We start from the raw sequence: 25,855 nt of genomic DNA on the forward strand, positions 1-25,855 counted from the left end.
CGAGTGTAGCTTAACCAAGGCCAAAATCGTGTCTTGACAATGGGGTCCACCTTACAACTCCAGGCCTGCGGGGGCGTTCCGTCTGCTGACCTAAGCGGTATGAAGGGATGCCGCAACGACTGGCGTCCAACAAGTAGACGCGAGGCAAGTACAGGGGGCGAAGTCTCAATGGAACGTGACGAGCAGGACCGGCAGCGCCCACCGGAACCGGAACCCTTGAAGGAGAAGGCGAGCGAGCCGGAGCTCGGACGAGCAACCCACCAAGGGCGAGAACGAACACGCGGGCAGAGACAGCACCCGACCTACGAGCTACAGCGCGCGTCAGAACCCGAGCCTGGGCAACTGCCCGGCTTGGAGCGCGAGCCACAGCAGGAGTGGGACAAGGAGCCCGGGCAGATGCTCGGCCTCGAGTGCCAGCCCGGGCAGGAGAAGGAATGGGAGAAGGCGCTCGGGCAGCTGCCCGGCTTGTGGCGCGAGCCTGGGCAGGGAGACGAGCCGGAGGAGGCGCAGAGGCGTCAGTACGAGCGAGGGGCCGAGCAGGAACCTGGCCCGCGGGAGGAATCCACGCCCGGGCGCCGGACGCGACTCGAGGACGCCTGGCCGGAGCCCGGGTTTGCGACGCCTGAGCCGCCGATTCCGCCGGTGCAGCCCTACCGGCCGCCGCACACAACCCCATTCCGCACCTCCCTGGCGGACGAGCCTGAGATCATCCGGGAAGACCAGCCTCCCCGGCCCAGGGCCCCACGCCCCGAGTGGGCACCAACCGCCCAGCCGCCACGTGCGCCCGTACGGAGGCGCTCCTCGATCGTCGGTCCTCTCCTCCTCATTCTGCTCGGACTCTTCCTGCTCGCTCAGAGCCTGGGCTTCATCGACTGGTCGATCTGGGAGGCGCTCTGGCGGCTCTGGCCTGTCTGCCTGATTGCGCTTGGCCTCGACATGCTGCTCGGGCGGCGCAGTTCGTGGGGTAGAACGGCGGCCGTGCTCCTCACCGTGGCGGCTGTAGCCGTAGCGCTCATGGTCGCCAGGCCCCTGCGGGTCGAAACCCCGGCACTCCCGGCAGAGCCGGCACAGCCGGTGCAGCAGGTACAGTCCGGGGCCGAGCAGGTCATCTCCCGGCCGCTGGGAGAGGCCACGGAAGCACAGGTCGTCATCCATTCGCAAATTTCGGTGCTCACCGTCGGCGGAGGGAACCTGGGCGACCGCCTGGTGCAAGGCACCGTCGTGCCCCTCACCAACGAGTCGATTACGGAGGAGTACCACGTGGACGGTTCCGTCGCGTACTACGAACTGCGCTCCACCGTCCACGGCCCCCTCGATTCCCAGCACGGGCAGGGGCGATGGGACCTGCAACTCTCCGATGCGGTACCCATCAACCTGCGGGTGGACACAGGAGTGGCGGAGAGCGCCATCGACCTCTCCCGCCTGCAGGTTCCGCAGCTGGACGTGCACGCCGGATTGGGTGACGTTAAGCTCACCCTGCCCGCCCAGGGGGCGGTCACCGGGCGAATCGATGCCGGCGTGGGCCAGATCGTGATCCGGGTGCCTGCGAATCGCGCGGCCCGCATACGGGTGGCCACGGGCATCGGCCACATCGCGGCTACCGCTGATTTCCGCAGGCAGGATGGCTACTTCGTGACGGGCGACCTCCAGGAGGCTGAAGAGATCATCGACCTGATGGTCTCCGGCGGCATCGGGCAGATCCGGCTGGAGACCGTCGACTGACGCCGCTGCGCGCAGGGCACGCACCCACGTGATGGGCCCGAAGAACACCGGCCCGGACTGGCTCCAGACCGTTGACTGGACTGCGATGCACTACACGCACAGGCGGCGAAAACACATCAGACCCCGCTCCCCAGTTGAGGGAGCGGGGTCCTGTTCGCTTTTCGCTTTATTCAGGTTTCACCCGGTGTGCGGCGATGGCCGCCATGGCCTCCGCTGCGGTGCCCCAACCCTGAATCTCGACCTGCTTCCCCTCCAGTTCCTTATACGCGTGGAAGAAGTACTCGATTTCCTTCAACCGGTGGGGTGCGATGTCGGCCAGCGTCTCGTACTGCGACAGGCGAGGATCATGCACCGGCACGGCGATGATCTTGATGTCCTCGCCCTTCTCGTCCCGCGTCTTGAGGCAACCGATCACCTTGCCCTGAAGCACGCAGCCGGGGAAAGTCGGGATGGTAACAATGACCAGTGCGTCCAGCGGCCTGCCGTCCTCGGCGTGCGTGCCCAGGACGATGCCGTAGTCGGACGGGTAGTGGATCGAGGAGTGCAGCACTCGGTCCAGCCGGATTCGACGCCGGACCGGGTCCCACACATACTTGTTCTGACTGCCGCGGGGGATTTCCACCAGGATGTCGACCACGTTCTGCACTGCGAGCCCTCCTGCTACCCAAATCGCGTCCATCCTTTAGGATTCGCCAGGGCGCAGGGAACATCCTTTCATGCCCGCAGCGACGTTCCCCCGGTATTTCTCTCAGACCGGACGGGGGGGCTTCGCGCCTCCGCCCTCACGGCTGGTAAGCCAGAGAGGCCTGCTCACCACAGCAGCGGAAGCCCCAACGGCAGTCACCCGTGAACACTCCGCAGCTGAGAAGGCGGGACGCCGCCGCAGTCGGATGGCCTGGTTTGCCGGAATCGTCCTCCAGATGCCCGTCAGATGCCCGCAGTGGCAGCCTCAGCGGCGTCCGCCCGGGATTACCCGCAGACGGGCGCGGGGGTGCACCCGGACGCAGCCTGCGAGATAGCCCACCCCTGCGCCGATCAACGCACCGGCCACGTGGAGCACCACGAGCAGCACGATCAGATTGAGCGGTTGCGAGAAGTAGCGAATGGCCACCATCGCGTTGAACAGGCCGCCGTCGATCAAGAGGATGGTCAGCAGAGCCACCTCAAACACCGGCATTCCCAGAGCAAACCCAACCGCAGCACCGGTCACAGTCGCACGCTTGAGCCGCATGCGCACGCCCCCCACCTGCGCTCCGCCGTATGCGGCTGGCCGAAACGTAGCTCACGCAAGGAACCTACGGTGCGCCGTCACCGCAGCGACCCCAGGCGGCACACCGAGGCATGATCAACTGCAACCCCTCCGGGGCCGCACGGGACCTATCGCACGTAGCCCACCCGGGCCCGCCTGAGACCGGTCACACGTAACCCACCCAAGGCCCGCCCGGGACCGGGCGCACGTGGCTCACCCAGGGCCGCCCGAGACCGAGTGCAAGGAACCACCCAGGGCGCCTGAGACTGGTCACCCCTAACCCACCCCGGGACCGCCCGAGAGCAAGCATGGAGCCACCCAGGGCCACCCCAGACCGCGACGTGCAGCGCACACTGAGCGGCCCGCGAACCCACACCCACCTGCGCCTCGCCCCAGTGGCCTGCAAGCGACCCCTTTGGCCTCGCCCTGGGCCGCCTGCCCGCGCACCCCGCTGCGGCCTCCCACAGGCTCAGACAGGCACGCGCGCCCGCCGGGGCACGCTCTGTCGCAGGGCGGTGCTCAAGAAGGATATGGGAATCGCAACAGTCCGTAGACCAGTACCCCCGTCACCGAGACGTAGAGCCAAATCGGCCAGGTCAGGCGGCCGATGCGCCGGTGGACGGGAAAGAGGCCGCGCAGCGCCTGGTACAGCGTAATCAGCACCAGCGGAACCTGCACCATCGCCAGGATCAGGTGGCTGAACAAGATCCCCAGGTAGACCGGCCGAAGGGCAGGGGGACCGTCGAAGCTGGAGATTCCCCCCAGCGTGACCCGGGTGACATAGAAAATGAAGAAGAGCGTGGCCAGGCCGGTGGCGGTCAGCATCGCCCGCCGGTGCCACCCCGAGTCGCCCCGGCGGATCGCCCGGATGCCCAGCACGATGAAGACGCCGCTGACCGAGATCAGTGCGGCGTTTACGGTGGGCAACACGGCCAGGATGCGTTCCACGGCGCCTCCCTCCCCCCTTCATACCAGCCCCGGGCCGCGCCACTGGCGGCCTCGGGACCGTACATGTGCCCCGGCACCCAACCCGGTCCGGGTACGACAAGAGCGTGCTCCCCCAGCCCGGGGTCAGACCCGGTTCACGCCCACCACCATCGCCAGGAAGATCACGGTGAGGTACAGCAGCGACCAACCGTAGGTGCGGTACGCCCAGTCCAGTCGGGGCATCTGCTCCCGCAGCAGCCTGACTGACGCCGCCACCATGGCGCAGCCCGACGCCACGGCCGTCACTAAGTACAGGGCCCCCACCCGGCCGGTGAAGTAGAGCGAGACCCCCGCAGGGATCAGGAGCACCGAGTACAGCAGGATCTGCCACTTGGCGGCGCGCTCTCCTCGGACAACGGGGAGCATGGGCACGCCGGCCCGGGCGTAGTCCTCACCCCGGAAGAGCGCCAGGGCCCAGAAGTGGGGCGGCGTCCAGACGAAGACCACCAGGAACATGGCCAGGGCCGCCCAATCCACGGTCCCGGTCACCGCAGCCCATCCTACCAGGGGCGGCACGGCGCCCGCCGCCCCGCCGATGACGATGTTGTGCACGGTAGAGCGCTTCAGCCACATCGTGTAGACCAGCACGTAGAACAGCAGCCCGGCGGCGGCCAGGCAGGCCGTGAGGAGGTTGACCGTAGCCAGGATCAGGAAGCTGAGAACACCGGTGGTCACGCCGAACCAGAGCGCCTGCGCGGGGCTCAGCCGGCCCCCGGGCAGGGGCCGCTTCTGGGTTCGCTTCATCACGGCGTCGATGTCCCGGTCGTACCACATGTTGATCGCGTTGGCCGCACCGCAGGCCATCCCCAGGCCGACCATGGTCACTGTGGTCAGCCCCGGGGGCGGCGGGCCGCCGGCGGCCACCCACATGCCGGCCAGGCCGGTCAGCATGAGCAGCAGGACGATGCGGGGCTTGGTCAGCATCAGGTAGTCCCGGAGCACCTGCCGTGCGGGCCGCTCCCCCGCCAGTGCGGACATGCGGCACTCCCCCTTCACCATCTGTCCCAATTATCGCGCTTGCGCTGCGTATAATGGATGGTTTTGACGCCCCGCGGCGGAATCCTTCCGCTTTCGGCGCCAAAGTAATAAAAATGTTTCCCATCTTTCAAAACCCCGCCGCAGGCGCAGGAATTATTAGACTTGACGGATAATATATCCGCCCGAGACAGGTCTCGACGTCCGAAAGGAGGGACTCCGGTGGTCGCAGAGGGTGCACCCCTGCCCCGCAGCATCCGCATTGGCCTGCTCCTCTCCGTCAGCCTCGTGGTGCTGTCTCTGGCCGGCGTGTTGGCCATTCGGACCGCCATGCGCCGGCTGGCGCTTCCGGTGTTCGGCGAGGTGCCGGATTTTGCCCTGGTAGACCAGGAGGGCCAGCCGTTCATCCGCGCCGACCTGGACGGCCTCATCCACCTGGTCGCCTTCATCTACACCTCCTGCCCTGACATCTGCCCCGCCACCAGTGCCCGGATGGCGGCGTTCCAGGCAGAGCTGGCCAGGGCCGGGCTCACCGACAAGGTTCACCTCCTCTCCATCACCGTCGATCCGGAGTACGACACCCCGGAAAGGCTGGCGGCCTACGCCAGGATCTACGGTGCGGACACGTCGTCCTGGCGCTTCCTCACCGGCGAACTGCACGAAGTGCGGTCGCTGGTCGAGGAGGGGTTCCTGGTGGGGATGCAGCAGGTGCCCACGAACGAGCGGGTCCACGCGTTCCACCACCACGATGCGTCGGCGCCTGAGGCGGGTGCGCACCAGGGCCCTGGATCAGCGGCATCAGCAGCGGATGCACACCATGAGCACGGTGCGGAGACGCACACTGCACAATCGCACCATGACCATGGGTCAGGAGCTTCCGCTACAGATGCACACCACAACACCGGGTCTGAGACGCCCGTCGTTGATGCTCACCGCAACACCGGATTCGGGACGCCCGGTGCAGACGCGCTGCACAACGCCGGGACAGAACCGAACGCGGCAGCTTCACACCATGACCATGGACCAGGAGCGTCCGCTGGGGATGCACCCCCCGGCATCGAGTCGGCCCCGACCGGACACCACGCCGTCACGGGGTCGTCCAAAGCCCAGCAGGCGGCGGACTACCGGGTCGAGCACAGCGGCCGGGTGGCCCTGGTGGACCGGGAGGGGCGGATCCGGGCCTTCCACGACGGCAACCTGCTGAACTCGGAGGACGTGATGGCGCAGATCCGCCAGCTGCTGGCCGGGAGGTGATGCCGTGCTGTGGCCGATGGCCAGGGCCGCCTGGGACGGCCTGCGCCTCCGCTGCCCGGCGTGCCGCAGAGGCTCCATGGCCCGGGGCGCCCTGGGGCTGGCGGAGCGCTGCCCGGCGTGCGGGGTCCCGTTCGAGCCCGAAGAGGGCGACTTCATCGGGGCCATGCTGGTGGCCTACAGCGTCACCGCCGTACTCGTGGTGGCGGGCATCTACCTCACCGCTGCCCTCACCGACCTCGGCCCCCGGGAGCAGCTGCTGATCTGGTGCGGGTTCGGGGCGGCCTTCATCGTGGGCACCTACCGAAATATGAAGGGCGCATGGGTCGGCATCCTCTACGCGATGACGGGGCTGCGGCGTGACGGCCGCTAGCCCCGTCCAGGGTCCTGCGCCAGGCGACGCGTCGGTCGAAGGGGCCGTGGCCAGTGCGGCCCCGTCGCCCGGTCCCGTGTGGAGGCGACCCCGTGCGCAAGAGTGCGTCTCACAATTTCGGGTTGTCAGACTAGTCCTTTTGTACTATGCTTTGGGTGGCCTCTCCTTTCACCACCCTAATCCGACATACAACTTTGATGGTATGCGGGGGGCGATTGACTCGTGGGTAAGCGGACCAGGTTGAGCGGTGCGGCACAAGTCGTGGTCGCCCTGCTGGCCGGCAGCCTACTGGCGGGGTGCAGCACCCTGCCCCAGACGCCGCTGGACCCCAGGGGACCGGTGGCCCAGACCCAGACGGGGCTGCTGCTCTACACCCTGTACGTGGCCATCGGCATCGGCGTCTCGGTAACGGCAGCCTTGCTGTACACCATCTTCCGCTTCCGGGCCCGGCCCGGCCAGACCGGCGTGCCGCGACAGATCCGGGGCAACCACAGGCTCGAGGTCATCTGGACCCTCATCCCCATCCTCATCCTCATCTCCGTCGCCTTCCCCACCGTCGAGGCTGCCTTCTCCACTTCCACGCCGCCCGATGGGTCGCTGACCGTCCGGGCTACCGGCTACCGCTGGTGGTTCGCCTTCGAGTACCCCGGTCTGGGTATCGTGACCGCCAACGAACTGCGCATCCCCACCGGGCAGCCCATCCGCCTGGAGATCACGTCGAACGACGTCATCCACTCCTTCTGGGTGCCGAAGCTCGCCGGCAAGACCGACATGATCCCCGGGCGGGTGAACGTGTCCTGGATGCAGGCGGACGAGCCGGGCGTCTACTTCGGCCAGTGCGCGGAGTTCTGCGGTGACTCCCACGCCAACATGCGCTTCCGGGTCGTGGCCATGCCCCCGGCCGATTTCGACGCATGGGTGAAGGAACGGCAGGCCATGAAAGAAGGCCCCGGGGAGCTTTCTGCCGTCGCCGCGAGGGGCAAGGAACTCTTCGAGTCGCCGGCGCCGGGCGGCAACTGCCTCTCCTGCCACGCCGTGGACGGGACCGCCGCCCAGGGAACCGTGGGCCCGAACCTGACCGACGTGGGCCAGCGCTCCACCATCGCCGCCGGCATCCTGCCCAACGACTATGAAAACTTGAAAGCCTGGGTGAAGAACCCCGCAGACTTCAAGCCGGGCACCACCATGCCCTCTCACGCCCGGCTCTCCGAACAGGACCTGGATGCCATCGTGCAGTACCTGCAGAGCCTCAGGTGACAGCATCCCAGGGCAGTCGTTCCGCGCGCCGGCGAGCCCACCCATGGAACATGCCCGGTGCGCGCCGGGAACCGCCTGGCGGGGAAGCGGGCCCCGGCCCGCCGGCAGCCGGAACCGTCATACTCCTGCGTGAAACGGAGGTTCTGACCGCATGGCGACCGCTGCGAAGACGCTGGGGGTCATCCCCCGCCCCACCGCCCAGACCGGCTTCTGGTCGTGGGTAGCGACCGTCGACCACAAGCGGATCGGCATCCTGTACGGCGTCACGGGCTTCTTCTTCTTCCTGGTGGGCGGCATCGAGGCGTGGATCATGCGCCTGCAGCTCGCCCGGCCGGGGCTCGAAGTCGTCACCGCCAAAACCTTCAACGCGCTCTTCACCATGCACGCCACCACGATGATCTTCCTCGGGGTCACGCCGCTGCTTTCCGCCTTCATGAACTACCTGCTTCCCCTGCTCATCGGTGCGCGCGACGTGGCCTTCCCCCGACTGAACGCCTTCTCCTACTGGATTTACCTCTTCGGCGGCATCTTCATCAACGCAGGCTGGCTGATGGGCACCGCCCGGGGCGCCGTGCCCGACGTCGGCTGGTTCGGCTATGCGAACCTCACGTCGGTGCAGTACACCAGCGGCCTCGGTTCCGACTTCTGGACCCTCGGTCTCCTGCTGCTCGGCGTGGGCACGCTGCTCACCGGTTTCAACTTCATCGTGACCATCCTGAACATGCGGGCGCCGGGCATGAGCCTGATGAAGATGCCCGTCTTCGTCTGGACCACGCTGGTTACCTCGGCCATCATCATCTTCGCCTTCCCGTCGATCACCGTGGCGCTGATCATGCTCATGTTTGACCGGGCGTTCGCCGCCAACTTCTTCGAGGTGGCCGAGGGCGGCAGTGTGCTGCTTTACCAGCACCTGTTCTGGGTGTTCGGCCACCCCGAGGTCTACATCCTGATCCTGCCGGCGATGGGCATCATCTCCGAGGTGCTGCCCGTCCACGCCCGCAAGATGCTCTTCGGCTACTCCGTGATGGTCTTCTCCACCGCCCTCATCGGCTTCATGGGCTTCACCGTGTGGAGCCACCACATGTTCACGGTGGGCATGGGGCCGGTGGTCAACTCCATCTTCGCCCTCACCACCATGGCCATCGCGGTACCCACGGGCGTGAAGATCTTCAACTGGCTCAGCACCATGTGGGGCGGCCAGGTGCGCTTCACCACCCCCATGCTCTACGCCATCGGCTTCCTCGCCAGCTTCACCATCGGCGGCCTCTCGGGCTTCATGCACGCCGTCGCCCCGTCCAACACCCAGCAGCACGACACCTACTTCGTCGTGGCGCACTTCCACTACGTGCTGATCGGCGGCACGCTCTTCGCCATCCTGAGCGGCATCCACCACTGGTTCCCGAAGGTCTTCGGCCGGATGCTGGATGAGCGGCTGGGGCGCTGGAGCTTCGGGCTCATCTTCACCGGCTTCCACACGTTCGCCTTCCCCTTCCATTTCCTCGGCCTGATGGGGATGCCCCGGCGGATCTACACCTACGCCCCGGGAATGGGCTGGGAGTTCTGGAACCTGGTCTCCACCATCGGCGTGTTCATCCTGGCCGCCGGCATCCTGGTGCTCATCACCAACTTCATCATGACGATGCGCAAGCCCATGGACGCCCCCGCCGACCCGTGGGACGGCCGCACGCTGGAATGGACCCTTCCCTCCCCGCCGCCGGTGTACAACTTCGCCGTGATTCCCGAGGTCCGGCTGCGGGACGCCTTCTGGTTCCACAAACACCCGGAGACGGATGAGCCGGCGCTGGTGTACGACCCGCAGGCGGCGGGCCCCATCCACCTGCCCGGTCCGTCGCTGATGCCGCTGCTGCTCGCGCTCGGGCCCACGGTGGCGGCAACCGGAGTGCTCTTCCTCCGCATGCGGGAGGCGTACGCCGTGCCGGTGATCGTGGCCGGGTTCGTGATCGCGCTGCTGGCCATCTGGGGATGGGCCTTCGAGGGCGAAGGCGGCACCCTGATCGAAGCGGGGGAGGAAAGCTGAGATGGCGCACTACGGCCACGCCAAGAGCAGTCCCGCCCACGGCGGGGCGCACCACGCCCACCCGACCAACACGGGCATCGACAACCGCAAGCTGGGCTTCTGGCTCTTCATCTCGTCGGAGTCGATCTTCTTCGCCTGCCTGCTGGTAGGTTACCTCGTCTACCGGGGGGGCTACGATCCGGGCATCGGGCCCCGGGACCTCTTCAACATCGAGCTCACCACCGTTTCCACCTTCGTGCTGCTCATGTCGTCACTGGCGATGGTGCTGGGCGTGAACGCCGCCCAGCGGAACCAGGCTCGCCAGGCCATGGGCTGGGTGCTCCTCACAGCCCTGATGGGCCTCACCTTCCTGAGCTTCCAGGCCTACGAGTTCACCCACTTCTACCACGCGGGGCTCAGCCTCTCGTCCAGCCTCTTCGGGACGGCCTTCTACACCCTCACCGGCTTCCACGGCGCCCACGTGGCCGTGGGCGTGATCTGGCTGCTCACGCTGCTCTTCTACGGTCGGCGCGGCGGACTGGGAGCCGACAAGGCGGACGACGTTGAGGTGGCCGGCCTCTACTGGCACTTCGTCGACATCGTCTGGATCGTGCTCTTCACCGTGGTCTACCTGGTCGAGTTCGTCCAGTGAGGGGAGGGAAGGTCGTGCGATCCGGTCTATCTGCCGGCCAGCAGGCCAAGGTCACCCCCCTGCGGCGGAATCACCCCACCGCCCGCACCTTCGTGGCCGTGGGCGCCGTGCTGGCGGTGATCACGGCTGCCGAGTTCCTCATCCTCTACGTTCAGGGCATGTCCACCTTGGTGGTGACCGTCCTGGCCCTGCTCTCGTTCGCCAAGTTCGCCCTGGTGGCCGGGTACTTCATGCACCTGCGCTTTGACGCCCGCCTCCTGACGGCGGTCTTCGCCGTGGGCATCACCCTGGCCCTGCTCATCACGGTCGCCCTGAAGTTCATCAACCTGGCCTAAAGAAAGCGGGCGGGGTGCGGGAGCCCCGCCCGAGTCGCATGGATGCGCCCGCATCCCGGGCCCGCCGTGCCACTTGGCCAGACGCACATGGCAACCCGTACGGGATACAGGGTGCCAGGGGCCGGCCAAACGTACGTGACGACCCATACGGGTCACGGGGTGCCGGTGGCCGGCCAGGCGCACGTGGCAACCCCCACAGGGCACGGGGTCCGGTGGCTGGCCAAACGCATGCGGCCGTCCGTACAGCGCACGGCTTGCCGGCAGCGGATGGCCAGACGTGCGCGCCACGTCCGTGCGGCGAACGGCTGGGCAGTGGCTGAACCGCAAAGCGAGGTGTCCATATGCGTCCATCCCTCTGGGACCATCGCTTCGAGGAACTCTGGTACCCCGACCTGCTCGCCTGGACCATCCTGCTCAACGCCGCCTACCTCCTGCTGGTCAACCTCTGGCGCCGGGCGTACCGGTGGGGGCCGCCGGTGCCGGTTTGGAAGCAGGTCCTCTTCTCCCTCGGCCTCTGGACGGTCTACCTGAGCGAGGGAACCCCCATCCACATCCTCTCGGAGCGCTACCTCTTCAGCGTGCACATGCTCCAGCACACCCTGCTCACCATGGTCATGCCGCCGCTGCTCCTGCTGGGCACGCCCGAGTGGGCCCTGCTCCCCCTCCTCCGGGTCCGTCCGGTGCAGGCGGTCCTGCGCGTCCTGGTCCATCCGGCACCGGCCCTCCTGCTTTTCAACCTCATCTACTCCTTCTGGCACCTGCCCGTCGCCTACCAAGCGATCCTGCTCTACCGCTGGTTCCACGTCGTGCAGCATGCCATCCTGGTGTTCACCGCCACGCTCATGTGGTGGCCGGTCTGTTCACCCACCCGGGCGCTGCCCCGCCTTTCGGAACCCGCTCAGATGGTCTATCTGTTCCTGGCGGCCCTGACCCAGATCGCGGCGTTCGCCGTGATCACGTTTTCGGACGTGGTGCTCTACCCCTTCTACGAGCAGGCCCCCCGCATCTTCGGGCTGGACGCCATGGCCGACCAGCAGCTGGCCGGTGCCGTCATGCACCTGAGCGGCAGCATCATCTTCACCTTCGCCTGGGTCATCATCTTCTTCCGCTGGGTCTCCCGGGAGGAGCGGCACGCCGTCCCCGACCCCGCATCCCCAGACCGGGCGGCGGTGTGAGCTGAAGCCGGCTTGCTTTCGGAACGTACGAGATGCCTCGCCACGCGATTGAACTGTACATAGTTCTCGCAATCGCAGAACCATTTGACCTACAGCATCGTCTCATTAGTGCCACGCATGGCCATGCTGCGGCTCCCCAGGAGGTCGTGCAAGGGCCTGTCTGGACTTCTGCGCGCAGGAGGTTCCGCACGGATGACCACGCATTCGAGGTACCGGTTTGAACAGTTCTCCGCCAGTCGGCGCATCGGGGCCCTGGTGCCGGCTCCGGACGGCGAGTCGCTGCTTTTCGTCAGTGACATCAGCGGACAGTTCAACCTCTGGCAGGTCTCGAGCCAGGGGGGGTGGCCCCGGCAGCTCACCCTGTTCACGGAGGAAGCCGTCCGCCAGGCTGTCTTCAACCGTGACGGCTCCCGCATCGCCTTCATCGCGGATCACCACGGCGACGAGAAGTACCAGATCTACCTCATGGATGCCGTTGGCGGCTGGCCCGAAAAGATTACCGACCGGCCGGACGTCCAGCATGAGCTGGGCGCCTTCTCCCCCTGTGGGCGTTACCTCGCCTTCTCGGCCAACGCCGGCAACCCGCAGGACGTAGACATCTACATCTACGACCTGGAGACGAAGGAGACCCGATGCCTCACTCCGGGCGGGGGCGTGCTGACGGCCGCCTCCTTCTCCCCCGACGGGTCCAAGCTGCTGGCCGTCCACTTCCACGGAAACGCCCACCAGGACCTGCTCCTCATCGACCTGGCCGGTGGGGAGATTCGGAACCTCACCGCCCGTGAGGGCCGGGAGGCGACCTGCCTGCCGGGCCCGTGGCTGAAGGACGGCTCCGGCTTCTACTTCCTCACCAACGACGGGTGCGAGTTCCAGGCCATCGCCTTCTACGACCTGACGGCCGGCCGCTGGTCCTACGCCGTCACCGCCGACTGGGACATCGAGGCGGTTGCCCTGAACGCCGACCAGCGCCTCCTGGCCTACGTGGTGAACGAGGCCGGGTGTTCGGTCCTGCGGGTGATCGAACGGGAGAGCGGCCGGCCGATCCCGCTGCCGGAGCTGCCCAAGGGGGTGGTCTCCGCCATCTGCTTCGCCGGCCGCGACCGGCGGAACCGCCTCTTCCTGCAGGCCGCCACGTACAAGGAGGCCACCACCATCTACGTGCTTGACCTCGAAGCGGGCGCCCTCACCCGTGTCACCGAGTCGATGCTGGGCAACATCCCCGAGGAGGTCTTCGTCGCCCCTGAACTGATCTACATCGACTCCTTCGACGGCCTGCGCATCCCCGCGTGGCTCTACCGGCCCCACGGCATCGAGCCGGAGATGAAGGTGCCGGCGCTGCTCTCCATCCACGGCGGACCGGAGTCGCAGGAGCAGCCGGCGTACAACTACGGCGGCTTCTACCAGTACCTGCTCAGCCAGGGCATCGCGATTCTGGCGCCGAACATCCGCGGCTCCACCGGCTTCGGCATCGACTACCAGAAGCGCATCTACCGGGACTGGGGCGGTGCGGAACTCAAGGACATCGAGGCCTGCAACCGCTACCTCCGCTCGCTGGACTGGATCGACGGCGACCGCATCGGCATCTGGGGCGGCTCCTTCGGCGGCTTCGCCACCCTCTCCGCCGCCACCCGGCTGCCCGACCTGTGGGCCTGCGCCTGCGACTTCTGCGGGCCGGCCAACCTGGTGACCTTCGTCCAGTCCGTGCCACCCCACTGGAAGCCGATGATGAAGGCCTGGGTGGGCGACGCCGAGGAGGACCGGGAGTTCCTGATGGAGCGCTCTCCCATCACCTACGTGGACCAGCTGAAGTGCCCGCTGATGGTGGTGCAGGGCGCCATGGACCCGCGGGTGGTGAAGGCGGAGTCGGACCAGATGGTGGAGCGGCTCCGCGCCCGCGGCCGGGAGGTGGAATACCTGGTCTTCGAGGACGAGGGCCACGGCTTCACCAAGCGGCACAACCAGCTCAAGGGCTACGGTGCGATGGCGGACTTCCTGGTCCGGCACCTGGTCAGGTGAGAGGAACAGCATGAAGGCGAAGGCCGGGAGGCCGTGCACCGCACGTCCCCCGGCCTCTGTCGTTCTCGCACGCGCTCCGAACGCTTCCGGCGGGAGCGCCACGCCCCGTGGTCACGCACGCCCGCCCCTCAAGGTTCCGCCTCTCAGGCCAGCCTCATCCGCCCCGTGGTGCAGCCTGGCCGCGCGCTGGCCCTACCCCGCCAGGAGCACGCTGTTGGCCAGCAGGTACTGCGCGGCGAAATAGGTGCTCATCACGCCCAGGTCCGCCCGGGGCAGCGGGCGCACGAACCGGTTCCAGGCGAGGATCGCGTCCGAGAGGTAGAAGAGCAGAGCACCGGCCACCATGGCGGGCGACCGGGTGCCCGCTGCGGCCAGCACCATGAGGGAGATCGCGCCGATGTAGAGGCCGACGGGCAGCAGCATGCGCCTGCCCCCGTTCCGGAACACGCCGGGGCGCAACCGGCGGAAGAAGAGCACACCCGCCACGAGCAGCGCCGCGGCGAGCAGGGCGTCCGGCACGCGCGCCAGGCCCGCCAGCCCAGCCACCGCCCCGCCCGTCTCCGCAGACGCCGACAGCGCCGCCTCACGCGCCAGCGGTGCGCCCTGCCCCAGCGACCACCACCCGAAGGCGGCGATATAACACAGGTGTGCGGCAAAGAACGAGGCAAGCCCCGCCAGGAAGCGGTTCCGGGGCAGGACCAGGAAGATGTCGCCCGCCACCGAGAACAGAAGCCCCGCCAGCACCAACGCGCCATAGGGCCCGGCCCCGGAAAGCCCCCCGGCCGCCAGGGCGATGATCAGGAACATCGTTCCCGGCTTGAACACGTAACGCCAGCGGCGCGCACCCATCCAGATGGCCAGCAGGTCTCCGAAGCCCAGGAGGGCGATGGCGACCGTCAGCAGCCTCCACACGGATCTCACCCCCGGAGAATGATTATACCACTAAATTCATAATCCTCACTCCATAAAACGAATCGCACGCAAAGAAGGATGGCCCCCGGGGCAGGGGGCCATTTCGGCTAATGCTGCTTCTCCTGATCCTGCAGCTCCCGCTCCGTAGGGTGGGCCGGAGCCGTTGACAGGCCCGACTGGGTGATAATCACCCGTGCGACCACCGTGACCGGGGCCCTCTGCCATTCCTCTAGCCAGCGGTGGTGCAGGTTCTTGAAGTACGTCGGGAAGGCGAGCTGCGCCATCTTGCCGAAGCCCACCGGGTCGGTGCCGCTCTCCTGCAGTGTGGCGATGAAACGCTCCACCCGCACCCGCAGGTCGTCAGCCATGGCCTCCTCCAGGACCCGCCGGGACTCGGGCGCCTCCCCCTTCCCCAACCCGCACTGCGAGCGGACGAGGTTGAGCTGGCCGGTCACCTCCACCCGGAACGCCACCTGGTTGTCCCGCATCTCGGGGCGGATGCGCACCTTGCCGGAAAGCACGGTCGCCGAGAAGGTACCCTTGTCGGGGTCCGGGCACGGCGCCGAGATGGTGGCGCCGGCCGGGTTCCCCACGAACCAGGGCAACACCTGGTACTCCGGTTGGTGAACAATGCGCTGCAGGTAGTCGCGCCGGAAGAGGGCCGCACCGCTCAGTTCCACGGCCGTGGGGGGCGACTGGTCCGTCATGGCCGGGCGCTGGATCACTCGGACGACCGGCATCCACATGGTGTGCGTCTCCGACGCGCGGGCCACCATCACGTTCTTCAGCCGCCACTCCGCGCCGCCCCGGGCGTGCAGGATCCCAATGAGATTGGTCGGCTGGAAGGAACGGAGCTGTGGAACGGTCTCCAGCACCTCCTGCGCCCGCCCCTCCACCACGAACGGGCGCACCGTGAGCCGGATCTGCTGGTCCGTGGTGAGCGTGTCCAGCACGTCGCCCACGCCGTACTTGCGTGCGTACTCCTCACTGATCAGGACCACCCGCAGGTGGTGAAAGACGAGCCGCCGGGCCGAGGCCATCCGGATGAAGCCCAGGGCGTCGGTGAAGTTGTGCGCCTCCCGTGCCACCACCCAGACGGGCTCCTGCACCGCCGGGCTGCCCCCTTTCTCCTGCTGGGGCAGGGGTCGCGGCATGGCGAGCGTGAGCCGGATTGCGTCCGCCTCTCCCACGTCCACGGCCATCCCGAGCACGATACCGAGGTCGTTGAGCTCGATGCGGCTCCAGCAGCCGGTGAGCATCGCCGCCAGCATCAGGAACACCGCCAGGAGCCGGGCCCGACTAGCCACTGGCCATCGCCCCCTGACGGAGCCGGCCGACCAGGGCGCCGATGGCCAGCAGAAGCAGGATGGCCAGCTGGAGGCCCACGTGCAGGATGTTCCACCAGGCCTGTGCGGTAAGGCCAGTGCGCTGCAGGGGACCGGGCAGGATCTGGGCCGCCCCCATCGCGATCACCGCCAGCACGGCGGTGATCCACCCCCGCCGGTGGACGTTAAAGGTCACGCTGAGCTCCTCCACGGCTGCGAACAGGTTCACGGTCACCTTGAGAAGCCCGCCGGCGAGCCAGAGCACCATAACCGCGGCCTGGATCCGCTCCACCGCCTCCGACACGGCGATGATGGCGAAGAGTTCAAACCCGGGGTAGAGCAGACGCCCGGGAAGGACCGAGCCGAACACCAGGGTGATCAGCGCCATGGTGACGCCCAGCAGCACGTGGGCGCCGCCCACGCCGATTACTGTCCACAGGTACGGGTTCACCTTCGGGCTCAGGTGCCGGATGAAGCTCAGCGCGACGATGGACTGGCCGGTCCAGGCCAGCGTGACGGAGATCGCCCGCACGAGCCCGTCGAGTCCCCGGTACAGAAACGGATCGATCTGCAGGATGTCGAACTCCCGGAACAGCCCCGTTGGCAGGACCAGGATCACCAGCACCATCGGCAGGAAGACGGCGAACGCGATGCGGGAGACGGGTTCCACCCCCCGGACCACGGCATAGATGGCCACCCCCGCAATCATGGGCGCCAGCACCCAGCCCGGCGTGCCGGGCAGGAGCAGGATGCTGGTGAAGGTCTGCACATCGTGCAGGGCCAGGGCGGAGAGCAGCAGATTGAGGGCGCTGTAGAGCAGGGCGACGGGCAGTGCGGCCCAGGGTCCGAAGGCGCAGCGCAGGGCCTTCACGGGGTCGCGGTGCGAAAAGCGGCAGGCGGCCCAGACGGTGACGAGGCTGACGGCGAGGCCGTAGAGACCCCCGAGCAGGATGGCCAGCCACGCCTCCTGCCCCGCGTACTGGACCAGGGCGCGAGGGAGCAGCATGTACGGCATCACGGAGCCCATGATCGCGAGGACCGCAGCGTACAGCCCGCCGCTAATCTGTTGCTGCACCGGGCTTCCCTCCTTCTTTCCGCTCCGGCGCGTGCGGCCGGTTCGACAACCCCATCCGGCTCCGATTGCCCAGCGGCATGAACCGCGGCCGCCGGCGCATCGCCCACCACGGCACCCGCACGGCCACGTCACGCTGGTCGCCCCACGACGGCGGGATCATCGGGGAGAGGTAGGGCACCCCGAAGGAGCGGAGGCTGACCAGGTGCACGTAGAGCGCCATCAGCCCCACCACGATCCCGAAAAAGCCGAAAACCCCGGCCAGGACCACGAAGGCGAAGCGGAGAACCCGCACGGCCAGGGACATGGCGTAAAGTGGGATGATAAAGGAGGCGATGGCCGTCAGCGCCACCACGACCACCATCACCGGCGAGACCAGCCCGGCCTGGACGGCCGAATCGCCGATCACCAGGGCGCCCACGATGGAGATGGCCTGGCCCACCACCTTGGGCAGCCGCACGCCGGCCTCACGCAGCGCTTCCATGGTGAGCTCCATAGCCAGGGCCTCGATCACGGCGGGGAACGGGACGCCCTCGCGGGCGGTGATCAGGGTGATCAGCAGGTTCGTGGGGATGAGCTCCTGGTGGTAGGTAGTGATAGCCACGTAGGTGGCCGGTCCCAGAAACGCGATGAACACGTAGATGATTCGGAGGGTCCGAATGAAGGATGACGTGGGCCACCGGTCATAGTAGTCCTCGGCCGCCTGCAGTTCGGCCACCAGGGTGGACGGCATCAGCATCACGTGGGGGGTGCCGTCGGTGATCAGGGCCACCTTCCCCTCCAGCATCCCGGCTACCACCACGTCGGGCCGCTCGGTGATCTTCACCAGAGGGAAAAGCGTGAAGCTCTCGTCCTCGATGAGCTCCTCGATGTAGCCGCTCTCCAGCACGCTGTCGACCTGGATGCGGGAGACCCTGCGCCGCACCTCGTTGACGATGCCGGGCTCGGCCAGGCCCAACAAGTAGACCAGAAGCACCGTGGTGTGTGTGCGCGTGCCCAGGGTAAACTTCTCCACGCGCAGGCGATCGTCGCGCAGGCGGCGTCGGATGAGGGTGAGGTTCTCCACGTGGCTTTCGGTGAAGCCGTCCTTGGGGCCGCGCACGGTCGGCTCGGTGGTGGGCTCGTCCGGCTGGCGCTTCGGGAAGCCGTCGGTGGGCATGACCAGCGCGAGGGTGAGGCCCTCCACGAAGAGGACGCTGTCCCCGTTGAGGAGCGCCTCCAGCACCTGGCCCATGCTGCCCACGCCCGTGATGGTGGCGCTGGGGATCAGCTGCTGGAACGTCTCCAGGTTGAGGGCACCGCCGGGAGGCGGAATCGGGTCGTTCCTGGACTGGCTCGTCAGCGCCTCGAGGATCAGCATGATCTGCGTCCGGTCCGCCATCCCGTTGACGTAAAAGAGGCAGGCGGGCAGGCGGTTGGAACCCACATAGAGCGGGCGATCCATCACGTCCTCGCTCGCGCCCAGGAGGGCGCGCACGATGGCCCGGTTCTCGGCCAGCGCCGGGCTGACGGGCATGTTGTCCTTCTCGGCCGCCAGGTCCATCTGCACCGGCTCGGGCAGCTGCGCCCCGCCGCAGGCGGCCACCCGGTCGGCCAGGATGTTGGCCCGCTCCACTTGCCAGCGGCGCAGGTACTGGACCACCAGCGCTTGCTCGATCACCTGTCCGCACCTCCCGCAGCGTGTATTCTTTCAACCGGACCAGATAGGTATGCGAAACCGGCTGGCAGACCGCTCCCCGTGCCGGAGGCGACCCCGCTGCCGGCAACACGGGTGCTGTCCGCGCGCAAGGCGGCCCCCCGCGCCCGAGCGCAGGGGGCCGCCTGTTTCCGCGTCAGACCTTCACCGGCCCGCCGCGGGACGCGCCGGCTGGAGGCGGCGCACGGTGAGCCAGAGCAGCAGGACGATGAGCCCGGCGGCAATCAGGCAGTACTTCCACCAGATGGCCTCCCGGGCGGCGGCGGTGGTCAGGATCGGCGAGTACAGCCGGGTCATGGTCGCCAGCGGCTCGCCCGCGGCCGCCGCCAGACCGAAAGCGGGATTGGTGTAGGCGAAGACCAGGCCCCAGACCGGCGCGTTCTCCGGCTCGAAGAACACGTGGTAGGTGAGGGAGCCGAAGAGCGGCGAGAGCAGCATCCAGGTGATCACCACGCCGTAGGCGGCCACCACCGCCGTCTGGGTTCGCCGGTAGAGCGCGCTGAAGTAGAGAGCGACCGAGCCCAGCAGGAAGACGGTCACCACGCAGACCACGGCCGAGAGCCCCAGCCGATAGAGCGAGAAGCCGCCGAAGAGGAAGATGAGCCCGAACACGGGAAGCGAGGCGATCAGCAACAGCAGGGCGAAGCCGGTGGCTGCGAGGAGTTTGCCCACCACCACCTGGGCGACGGTGAGTCGGGTGACCAGCAGCAGATCCAGCGTCTGCCTTTCCCGCTCCCCCGCAATGGCCCCTGCGGCCAGCCCCGGCACCGCCAACACCAGCAGCACCAGCTGGAGCATCGCCAGCGTGGCGTAGATGGCGGCGCCCACCTGCGGGGCGAAGCCGGTGAAGCGGCCGCCCTGCAGCGACGCGGCGAAGATGAGCACGGCCACGAGGCCCTGCAGCCCCACGTAGAGCACGATCAGCCCCGGGCTGCGCCAGCTGCGCATGCGCACCCGCACCTCCCGGAGGAAAACCGGGTTGCGCACGAACCCCCACCAGGCGTTCACCGCACCTCACCTCCCGTGGTGGCCAGGAAGACCTCCTCGAGATTGGACTTGACCTCGGCGAAGTGCACGACGGGCAGTCCGGCCCGCACCAGGTGGGCGAGCAAGGCCGCCGCAGCCTGGTCGTCGCCCTCCACCGCCACCCGCAGCCCGCCCCCGGCCGGCGTGACGCTGCGGACACCCGGGGCGGCGCGCACCGCTTCCAGCACTGCCGGGTCCACGCCGGCCACCGGGTTTGGGTCGGCAGGCGCCCCGTCAGCACCGGTGCCCGCCCCCGCACCGGCGCCCGCCCCGTGGCCGCCGGCCAGGCGCACCTCGATCACCCGGGCGCCGGCCTCCCGCTGCACCTGCTCCACCGGGCCGGAGAGCACGATCTGGCCCGCATGGATGATGCCGATGTGGGTGCACATCTCCGCCAGTTCGGCCAGGATGTGGGACGAGATCAGGATGGTCTTCCCCCGGCGCCGGAGCTCCTGCAGGATCTCCCGCATCTCCACCCGGGCCCGCGGGTCCAGCCCCGAGGCGGGCTCGTCGAGGACCAGGAGGTCGGGGTCGTGCACCAGGCAGCGGGCGAGGCAGAGCCGCTGTTTCATGCCCCGGGAGAGCGAGTCGACGTACGCGTCCCGCTTGTCAGCGAGGTTCACCAGCTCCAGCAGGGAGCCGATCAGCCGCTCTCGCCCCGCGGTCGGCAGCCCGTAGCAGTCGGCGTAGAACTGCATATACTCGTCGACCTTCAGGTTGTCATACACCCCGAAGAAGTCGGGCATGTAGCCCAGCCGCGCCCGCGCGGCACCGGGGCGCCGCAGCACGTCGACGTCGCCGATGAAGACCCGGCCGGCGTCGGGCTGCAGGAGGGTGGCGATCACCTTCAGCGTGGTCGTCTTGCCCGCGCCGTTGGGGCCGACGAAGCCGTAGATGGCACCCTGCTCCACGGCAAAGGTGACGCCCTTGAGAGCGAGGGTCTCGCCGTACTGTTTCACCAGCCCTTCCACCCGCAGCATCAGCCGCTCACCTCCCCTTCGCCCCTGCGCCGGGGCCGCCCTCCATCTGCTCTGCGTCCTCCGGGTTCTCCGGCCGGCCCGGCGCAGCGCCGTCGGGAAGGTCCGCGGTGGCCTGGACCGGCAGAGGATGGAAGGCGTAGACCGCGTGCACGCCTTTCGCCAGCCGGCCCGTCACGGTGACGGCCGGCTCCGCGGGCGGCCCTTCCGTCCAGCCCAGCACCAGCAGGGCGGTTTGGTGCCGCCCCTCGCCCACCTCCCAGACGTAGGATCGCACCTGGTCCCGACGGGGGTCCTCTTCCGCCCCGGCCAGCTGTTCCGGCGGCAACAGCACCCCCTTCGGGTCGCCCGGGTCCGGCTCGCCCTGCAGGCGAAGACGGAACGGCGCAGACGTCTCCCCGGGGCCCAGCGCGCCCAGGGGGACCGCCGCCCGGGCCGTGGCCACCTCCACCCCCACCAGCGGCACGGGCAGGCCGTTCCGGACGCGTCCGGTGAGTTCGGTCCCGGTCATGGCGAGGTCGACCAGTTCCAGCCCTCCCCCCACCGACACGGCCTGCTCCACCGCGAACCCCGCCATGGTGTAATTGGTCAGGCCAGAGAACTCAATCGCGGCGGGGTCGCCGGGCACGATGCGCGCCGGCACCTCACCGCCCAGGTTGGCCATGACCAGCGCCCGCACCAGCCGGGCGCCCGGCAACGGAAGGGAAAGCCGGGTCCGGCCGGGGGCGTAGACCCCGGTGTGGGTGGTCATCACGCCTGCCCCGGACCCCGGCATCAGCTCGGTGGTGGTGATCAGGTGCGTGATCCCGCCCTGGAACCGGCCCGCCCCCAGGCCGTAGACCATCCCCAGGAAAACGAGAGCGAGCAGCGGTACCGTGAACCAGGCCCATTCCCGCCGGTCGATCCGGCGCAGCACCAGATAGCTCACCGGCCCGGCGGCGAGAAGGTACCCGCCCAGGACCAGGACCACGAGCCAGACCCGGGGGAGACCCCAGTCCGGCAGCTGCTGCAGGGCGTACTGCATGCGCCAGTCCGCCTGCAGCCCGGGCAGGCGCCAGGCAGGACTGCCCACCAGCTGCCCGAGCAGGGCCGCCTGCCCCGCCCAGTCGGCCACCGGCGCCAAGTCAGGGTCGTAGGCCAGGTAGATCACGCGCCCCGAGCCGACCCGGGCCGCTGCGGCCAGCACCGGGTCGTCGCCCAGCAGGGCCTCGCCCCGCACCAGCGGGCCGGCGCTCACGAGGGCGCTGCCCGGAAGCGGGGTTCCCGCCGCCTCGCCCAGCGGGGTGAGCGGTGCCTCCGCCGTTCCCGCCGGCTCTACCGGCAGCAGGTGCCCGGGCAGGGGCCCCAGGGTGCGCTGCCATTCCGGGCCGCCGAAGAGCAGAAGCGTGCCGCCGCGCGCCACCCACAGTGCGAGGGCCTGGATCTGCGCCTCGCTCAGCGCACCGGTATCGAAGCGGGAGAGGGCGATCACGTCAAAGCTCTCGAGCAGCGTCGCACTGTCGGGCATCTCCTCCGCCGAGAGCCGCACCACCCGGGCGGCCTGTTCCCCCGAGCGCAGCTGGCCCAGAGCCTCCGCCAGCCCTTCGCCCTCCGAGAGCACGCCCGCCAGCAGCACGTCCCGCGGCTGCCAGTCAAGCTCGACGGTGCGCTCCGCCACCCGCTCCCCGCCGGCGTACAGCTCCACCCGCAGTGGCCAGCCCTGCCGGTCGGGGAGGCTCACCACCAGCCGGCTGCTCCCCCCGGCGGGCAGGTCGAAGGGCACGGCGTAGCGGGCGTCGGGCAGCAGCGTCAGGCCGGAGGGCGGATCGACCCGGAGCACCACCTCGCCGGCGGCGGCCGCGCCCTCGCTCCTCAGGTCAATCCAGAGGGTCACCCAGTCGCCCTCCTTGGCCAGGCCGCCGAAGGCGGGCTGCACGGTCATGGTCACGTCCGCCGCCGCGGCCGGTGCGGCCGTCAGCAGCAACACCAGGACGATCCAGAGCCAGAATCGGCGCACGTCTCATCCTCCCGCGCGGTTTCTGCAGTGGTGTGAGTTAGACGGGTGCAGCGGCGCCCCGGATTCCGCCTTCCGCCCGCCGCCGGCACAACGGCCGCGCGTCTGCGGCCGAGAGGAATCGTCGCCATCCTCACGAAATTGTCACTCTCCCCTATTGCAATGCAGAGACAGTCCGGTGGTGACCCTTCATGACCTGGCATGGATCCGTGCTGCAGTGCCCCCGCCTCGCCGGCCCGGAGCCGCTGATGCGGGGCCTCCGCCGCGCCGCCGGGCGCTTCACCCGACGCCCCCACCTGCCCCTGCAGATGCAGATTGCCCTGCTGGCGGCGGCCCTGGTGCTGGTGTCGGTCAGCGCCGGCACCGTGGTGGTGGCGCTCTACGCCCTGCGCACGGTGGAGGCGCAGGCGGGCCAGCGAGCCATGCACGTGGCCCGGACGGTGGCGGAGATCAACGAGGTGAAGCGCTTCCTGGGCCAGCCTGGTGGCGAGAAGGTCATCCAGCCCATCGCGGAGCGCGTCCGCATCGCCAACGGCATGGAGTATGTGGTGGTGATCGACCAGGCCCGGCGGCGTTACAGTCACCCGCTGGTGAGCCGCATTGGCACCCGGTTCGAATCGGAGGACGGCGGGCCGGCCTTCGCCGAGCACTCTTACATCTCCTACGGCCGCGGCGAGCGGGGCAACAGCGTGCGCGCCTTCGTACCCGTCATGTCTGAGGACCTGCAAGAGCAGGTAGGCGTCGTCCTCGTGGGGGTGATCACCCCCTCCGTGGCCGCCGTGCTCCACGACCTGCGGCCGCAGCTCGCCCTCACCCTCCTGGTGGCCACGGCGGTAGGGTTGGCCGGGGCCTGGCTGCTGGGCGGGCGGATCAAGCGGCAGCTGCTCGGCCTGGAGCCGGCGGAGATCGCCCGGCAGCTGCAGGAGCGGGTGGCGATCCTCGACGCCATCGGCGAGGGGGTGATCGCCATTGACCGGCAGCAGCGGGTGACGGTGCTCAACGCCGAGGCGCAGCGGGTGATCGGCGTGGGCGAGAGCGCGCTGGGGCGGCCCATCGCCGAGATCATCCCCAACAGCCGATTGCCGCAGATCCTGGAGACCGCCGCCCGGGAGCTCAACCAGGAGATGGTGCTGGGCACTACCACCGTCCTCACCAACCGGGTGCCGGTGTGGCGCGACGGCAAGATCATCGGGGCGGTGGCCACCTTCCGGGACCGCACCGAGTTCCACCGGCTGGCCGAGGAGCTCACGGGCGTACGGGCGTTCGTCGACTCGCTCCGGGCGCAGAACCACGAGCACATGAACCGCCTGCACACCATCGCCGGCCTGATCAAGCTCGGCCGCTACCAGCAGGCCAGCGACTATATCTTTGCCAGTTGCGAGGAGCAGCAGGAGCAGACGCGCTTTCTGGCGACCCACTTCGCCGATCCCCGCATCGCCGGCCTGCTGCTGGGCAAGCTCCACCGCGCCCGGGAGCTGGGGGTGCAGCTGGAGCTGGACCCGGCATGCCACCTGGAGTCGCTGGCCGACCACGAAGCGGGGGCGCTGGTGGTGGTGCTGGGGAACCTGGTGGAGAACGCCATGGAGGCGGTGGCGGCGATGCCGCCCGACCGGCGGCGGGTGCAGGTGCGGGTGGACGACGAGGACGGCGTGGTGACGGTGGTGGTGCGCGATACCGGCCCGGGGATTCCGCCCGCGCTCCAGGAGCAGGTGTGGCAGCCGGGCTTCAGCACCAAGGCCGCGTCCGGTCGGGGGGTCGGGCTGGCCCTGGTGCGCCGGCGGTTGGAAAGCCTGGGCGGTGCGGTCGCGCTGGAGTCCGGGCCCTGGGGCAGTTGCTTCACGGCCTGGCTGCCCCGCACCCGGCCGGACGCGGCGAGCACAGAGTAAGGGGGGAAGGGCGTGGATGCGATTCAGGTGCTGGTCATCGAAGACGACCCGATGGTGGCCGAGGTGAACCGGGCCTACGTGGAGGAGGCCGGCCCCTTCACCGTGGTGGGCATCGCCCGCACGGCCGAGGAGGGCCTGGCGATGGCGTCTGCGCTCACCCCGGATCTGGTGCTCCTGGACATCTACCTGCCCGGCCTCAGCGGCCTGGAGGCGCTCCGGGAGATCCGCCGGCGCGACCTGCCCTGCGACGTGCTGGCCGTGACCGCGGCGCGGGATGTGCGCACGGTGCAGGACGTGCTGCGCAACGGGGCGGTGGACTACATCGTGAAGCCTTTCCAGTTCGAGCGGCTCCGGGCCACGCTGCTCACGTACGCGGAGATGCGCCGCCGACTGCGGGAGGAAGTCGACCTGAGCCAGGCGGAGATCGATCAGTTCACGCGACCGGTGGGAGCCGCCCCCGGCGCCGTTCCCCGGCCGCCGGACCCGACGCTGAGCGGGGGCCGCGTCCCGGCATCGTCCCCCGCCGGGGGAAGTCGCCCGCCGCTGGGCACGTCCGCTCCGGGTGCGGTTCCCCTGGCGAAGGCGGTCCCCGGGGGCAGCGGCGCCCCGGGCCCCACCCACGGGGGCAGGGACCTGCCCAAGGGGCTGACCGAGTGGACCCTCCGCCAGGTGCTGCTCCACCTCGTCCAGGCGGGGCGGCCGCTGTCGGCCGCCGAGGTGGCCCGCGGCATCGGCCTGGCCCGGGTGACCGTGCGGCGCTACCTGGACTACCTGGTGCAACAGGGGCGACTCGGCGTGGAAATGCAGTACAACCCCGTCGGCCGGCCCGTCTACCGCTACATACAGCGGTAGGGGCCGGTGCCGGCGTTATTGGTCTCACATGATGACCAAAACCTACTTTATGTTCAAAACCTAGCCAGGGCCATTAGCCCTGTTTATAACCAGGATTCAAGGAGGAG

General features: G+C 68.7%; 22 protein-coding genes. 11 read left to right on the plus strand and 11 right to left on the minus strand.

From position 1 onward, the window contains the following. Positions 1–396: 396 nt before the first annotated feature. Positions 397–1,722, plus strand: a complete 1,326-nt coding sequence (locus tag AB2385_RS12575) for a DUF5668 domain-containing protein (protein WP_367655359.1) — start codon at positions 397–399, stop codon at positions 1,720–1,722. Positions 1,723–1,888: 166 nt separating this feature from the next. Here AB2385_RS12575 and AB2385_RS12580 read toward each other — a convergent pair whose 3' ends face one another. From AB2385_RS12580 to AB2385_RS12595, 4 genes are all read right to left on the minus strand, one after another. Next, the gene (locus AB2385_RS12580; protein WP_367655360.1) at positions 1,889–2,368 is read right to left on the minus strand and encodes an inorganic diphosphatase; all 480 of its coding nucleotides are present in this window, start codon (positions 2,366–2,368) and stop codon (positions 1,889–1,891) included. Between the two features lie 303 nt (positions 2,369–2,671). Further along, positions 2,672–2,953, minus strand: coding sequence for a hypothetical protein (locus AB2385_RS12585; RefSeq protein WP_367655361.1), 282 nt, complete (start codon positions 2,951–2,953; stop codon positions 2,672–2,674). A gap of 537 nt (positions 2,954–3,490) precedes the next feature. After that, the gene (locus AB2385_RS12590) at positions 3,491–3,919 is read right to left on the minus strand and encodes a DUF420 domain-containing protein (RefSeq protein WP_367655362.1); all 429 of its coding nucleotides are present in this window, start codon (positions 3,917–3,919) and stop codon (positions 3,491–3,493) included. Positions 3,920–4,042: 123 nt separating this feature from the next. Next, a complete protein-coding gene (locus AB2385_RS12595; protein WP_367655363.1) occupies positions 4,043–4,936 on the minus strand; it encodes a heme o synthase in 894 nt (297 codons plus the stop codon). Between the two features lie 219 nt (positions 4,937–5,155). Here AB2385_RS12595 and AB2385_RS12600 point away from each other — a divergent pair, with 219 nt between their 5' ends. The 8 genes from AB2385_RS12600 (at position 5,156) to AB2385_RS12635 (ending at position 14,009) form a co-directional block, all read left to right on the plus strand. Beyond that, positions 5,156–6,187 carry an SCO family protein gene (locus AB2385_RS12600; RefSeq protein ID WP_367655364.1) on the plus strand — a complete coding sequence of 344 codons (1,032 nt, stop codon included), beginning with the start codon at positions 5,156–5,158 and terminating at the stop codon, positions 6,185–6,187. Positions 6,188–6,191: 4 nt separating this feature from the next. Continuing rightward, on the plus strand, positions 6,192–6,557 hold the full coding sequence (locus tag AB2385_RS12605) for a DUF983 domain-containing protein (protein ID WP_367655365.1): 366 nt from the start codon (positions 6,192–6,194) through the stop codon (positions 6,555–6,557). Between the two features lie 222 nt (positions 6,558–6,779). Further along, positions 6,780–7,814 carry a cytochrome c oxidase subunit II gene (gene coxB, locus AB2385_RS12610; RefSeq protein WP_367655366.1) on the plus strand — a complete coding sequence of 345 codons (1,035 nt, stop codon included), beginning with the start codon at positions 6,780–6,782 and terminating at the stop codon, positions 7,812–7,814. A gap of 151 nt (positions 7,815–7,965) precedes the next feature. Beyond that, entirely contained in the window at positions 7,966–9,852 is a 1,887-nt protein-coding gene (gene ctaD, locus AB2385_RS12615) for a cytochrome c oxidase subunit I (RefSeq protein ID WP_367655367.1), read from the plus strand. A gap of 1 nt (position 9,853) precedes the next feature. Further along, positions 9,854–10,483, plus strand: coding sequence for a cytochrome c oxidase subunit 3 (locus AB2385_RS12620; protein WP_367655368.1), 630 nt, complete (start codon positions 9,854–9,856; stop codon positions 10,481–10,483). Positions 10,484–10,497: 14 nt separating this feature from the next. Further along, positions 10,498–10,818, plus strand: coding sequence for a cytochrome C oxidase subunit IV family protein (locus AB2385_RS12625; protein WP_367655369.1), 321 nt, complete (start codon positions 10,498–10,500; stop codon positions 10,816–10,818). A 341-nt stretch (positions 10,819–11,159) separates the two neighbouring features. Beyond that, complete coding sequence (locus tag AB2385_RS12630; protein WP_367655370.1) at positions 11,160–11,993, plus strand: cytochrome c oxidase assembly protein; 834 nt, start codon at positions 11,160–11,162, stop codon at positions 11,991–11,993. Between the two features lie 192 nt (positions 11,994–12,185). After that, positions 12,186–14,009, plus strand: coding sequence for a prolyl oligopeptidase family serine peptidase (locus AB2385_RS12635; RefSeq protein ID WP_367655371.1), 1,824 nt, complete (start codon positions 12,186–12,188; stop codon positions 14,007–14,009). Positions 14,010–14,201: 192 nt separating this feature from the next. On the opposite strand, the gene AB2385_RS12640 is transcribed toward AB2385_RS12635, so the two are convergent. The 7 genes from AB2385_RS12640 to AB2385_RS12670 form a co-directional block, all read right to left on the minus strand. Then, the gene (locus AB2385_RS12640) at positions 14,202–14,921 is read right to left on the minus strand and encodes a lysoplasmalogenase (protein WP_367655372.1); all 720 of its coding nucleotides are present in this window, start codon (positions 14,919–14,921) and stop codon (positions 14,202–14,204) included. Positions 14,922–15,028: 107 nt separating this feature from the next. Next, a complete protein-coding gene (locus AB2385_RS12645; RefSeq protein WP_367655373.1) occupies positions 15,029–16,228 on the minus strand; it encodes a Ger(x)C family spore germination protein in 1,200 nt (399 codons plus the stop codon). Then, on the minus strand, positions 16,221–17,321 hold the full coding sequence (locus AB2385_RS12650; protein ID WP_367655374.1) for a GerAB/ArcD/ProY family transporter: 1,101 nt from the start codon (positions 17,319–17,321) through the stop codon (positions 16,221–16,223). The genes AB2385_RS12645 and AB2385_RS12650 overlap by 8 nt, the downstream gene beginning before the upstream one ends. Next, the gene (locus AB2385_RS12655) at positions 17,305–18,978 is read right to left on the minus strand and encodes a spore germination protein (RefSeq protein WP_367655375.1); all 1,674 of its coding nucleotides are present in this window, start codon (positions 18,976–18,978) and stop codon (positions 17,305–17,307) included. Before AB2385_RS12655 ends, AB2385_RS12650 begins: the two co-directional genes overlap by 17 nt. Before the next feature lie 180 nt (positions 18,979–19,158). Beyond that, on the minus strand, positions 19,159–20,022 hold the full coding sequence (locus AB2385_RS12660) for an ABC transporter permease (RefSeq protein ID WP_367655376.1): 864 nt from the start codon (positions 20,020–20,022) through the stop codon (positions 19,159–19,161). After that, positions 20,019–21,020 carry an ATP-binding cassette domain-containing protein gene (locus AB2385_RS12665; protein WP_367655377.1) on the minus strand — a complete coding sequence of 334 codons (1,002 nt, stop codon included), beginning with the start codon at positions 21,018–21,020 and terminating at the stop codon, positions 20,019–20,021. The genes AB2385_RS12660 and AB2385_RS12665 overlap by 4 nt, the downstream gene beginning before the upstream one ends. 7 nt (positions 21,021–21,027) lie before the next feature. Beyond that, positions 21,028–23,013, minus strand: coding sequence for a hypothetical protein (locus AB2385_RS12670; RefSeq protein WP_367655378.1), 1,986 nt, complete (start codon positions 23,011–23,013; stop codon positions 21,028–21,030). A 188-nt stretch (positions 23,014–23,201) separates the two neighbouring features. Between AB2385_RS12670 and AB2385_RS12675 the strand changes: the two genes are divergently transcribed. After that, positions 23,202–24,896 carry an ATP-binding protein gene (locus AB2385_RS12675; protein WP_367655379.1) on the plus strand — a complete coding sequence of 565 codons (1,695 nt, stop codon included), beginning with the start codon at positions 23,202–23,204 and terminating at the stop codon, positions 24,894–24,896. Positions 24,897–24,908: 12 nt separating this feature from the next. Next, the gene (locus tag AB2385_RS12680; RefSeq protein ID WP_367655380.1) at positions 24,909–25,748 is read left to right on the plus strand and encodes a response regulator; all 840 of its coding nucleotides are present in this window, start codon (positions 24,909–24,911) and stop codon (positions 25,746–25,748) included. Positions 25,749–25,855: the final 107 nt, after the last annotated feature.

Origin of the sequence: Symbiobacterium sp. (genome assembly GCF_040797425.1) — a bacterium.
Lineage (GTDB): Bacteria > Bacillota > Sulfobacillia > Symbiobacteriales > Symbiobacteriaceae > Symbiobacterium.

Coding starts and splice junctions, on each gene's coding strand:
- AB2385_RS12675 (WP_367655379.1), top strand. CDS start 23,202: ATGACCTGGCATGGATCCGTGCTGCAGTGCCCCCGCCTCGCCGGCCCG.
- AB2385_RS12635 (WP_367655371.1), top strand. CDS start 12,186: ATGACCACGCATTCGAGGTACCGGTTTGAACAGTTCTCCGCCAGTCGG.
- AB2385_RS12630 (WP_367655370.1), top strand. CDS start 11,160: ATGCGTCCATCCCTCTGGGACCATCGCTTCGAGGAACTCTGGTACCCC.
- AB2385_RS12620 (WP_367655368.1), top strand. CDS start 9,854: ATGGCGCACTACGGCCACGCCAAGAGCAGTCCCGCCCACGGCGGGGCG.
- AB2385_RS12595 (WP_367655363.1), bottom strand. CDS start 4,936: ATGTCCGCACTGGCGGGGGAGCGGCCCGCACGGCAGGTGCTCCGGGAC.
- ctaD (WP_367655367.1), top strand. CDS start 7,966: ATGGCGACCGCTGCGAAGACGCTGGGGGTCATCCCCCGCCCCACCGCC.
- AB2385_RS12665 (WP_367655377.1), bottom strand. CDS start 21,020: ATGCTGCGGGTGGAAGGGCTGGTGAAACAGTACGGCGAGACCCTCGCT.
- AB2385_RS12585 (WP_367655361.1), bottom strand. CDS start 2,953: ATGCGGCTCAAGCGTGCGACTGTGACCGGTGCTGCGGTTGGGTTTGCT.
- AB2385_RS12575 (WP_367655359.1), top strand. CDS start 397: ATGCTCGGCCTCGAGTGCCAGCCCGGGCAGGAGAAGGAATGGGAGAAG.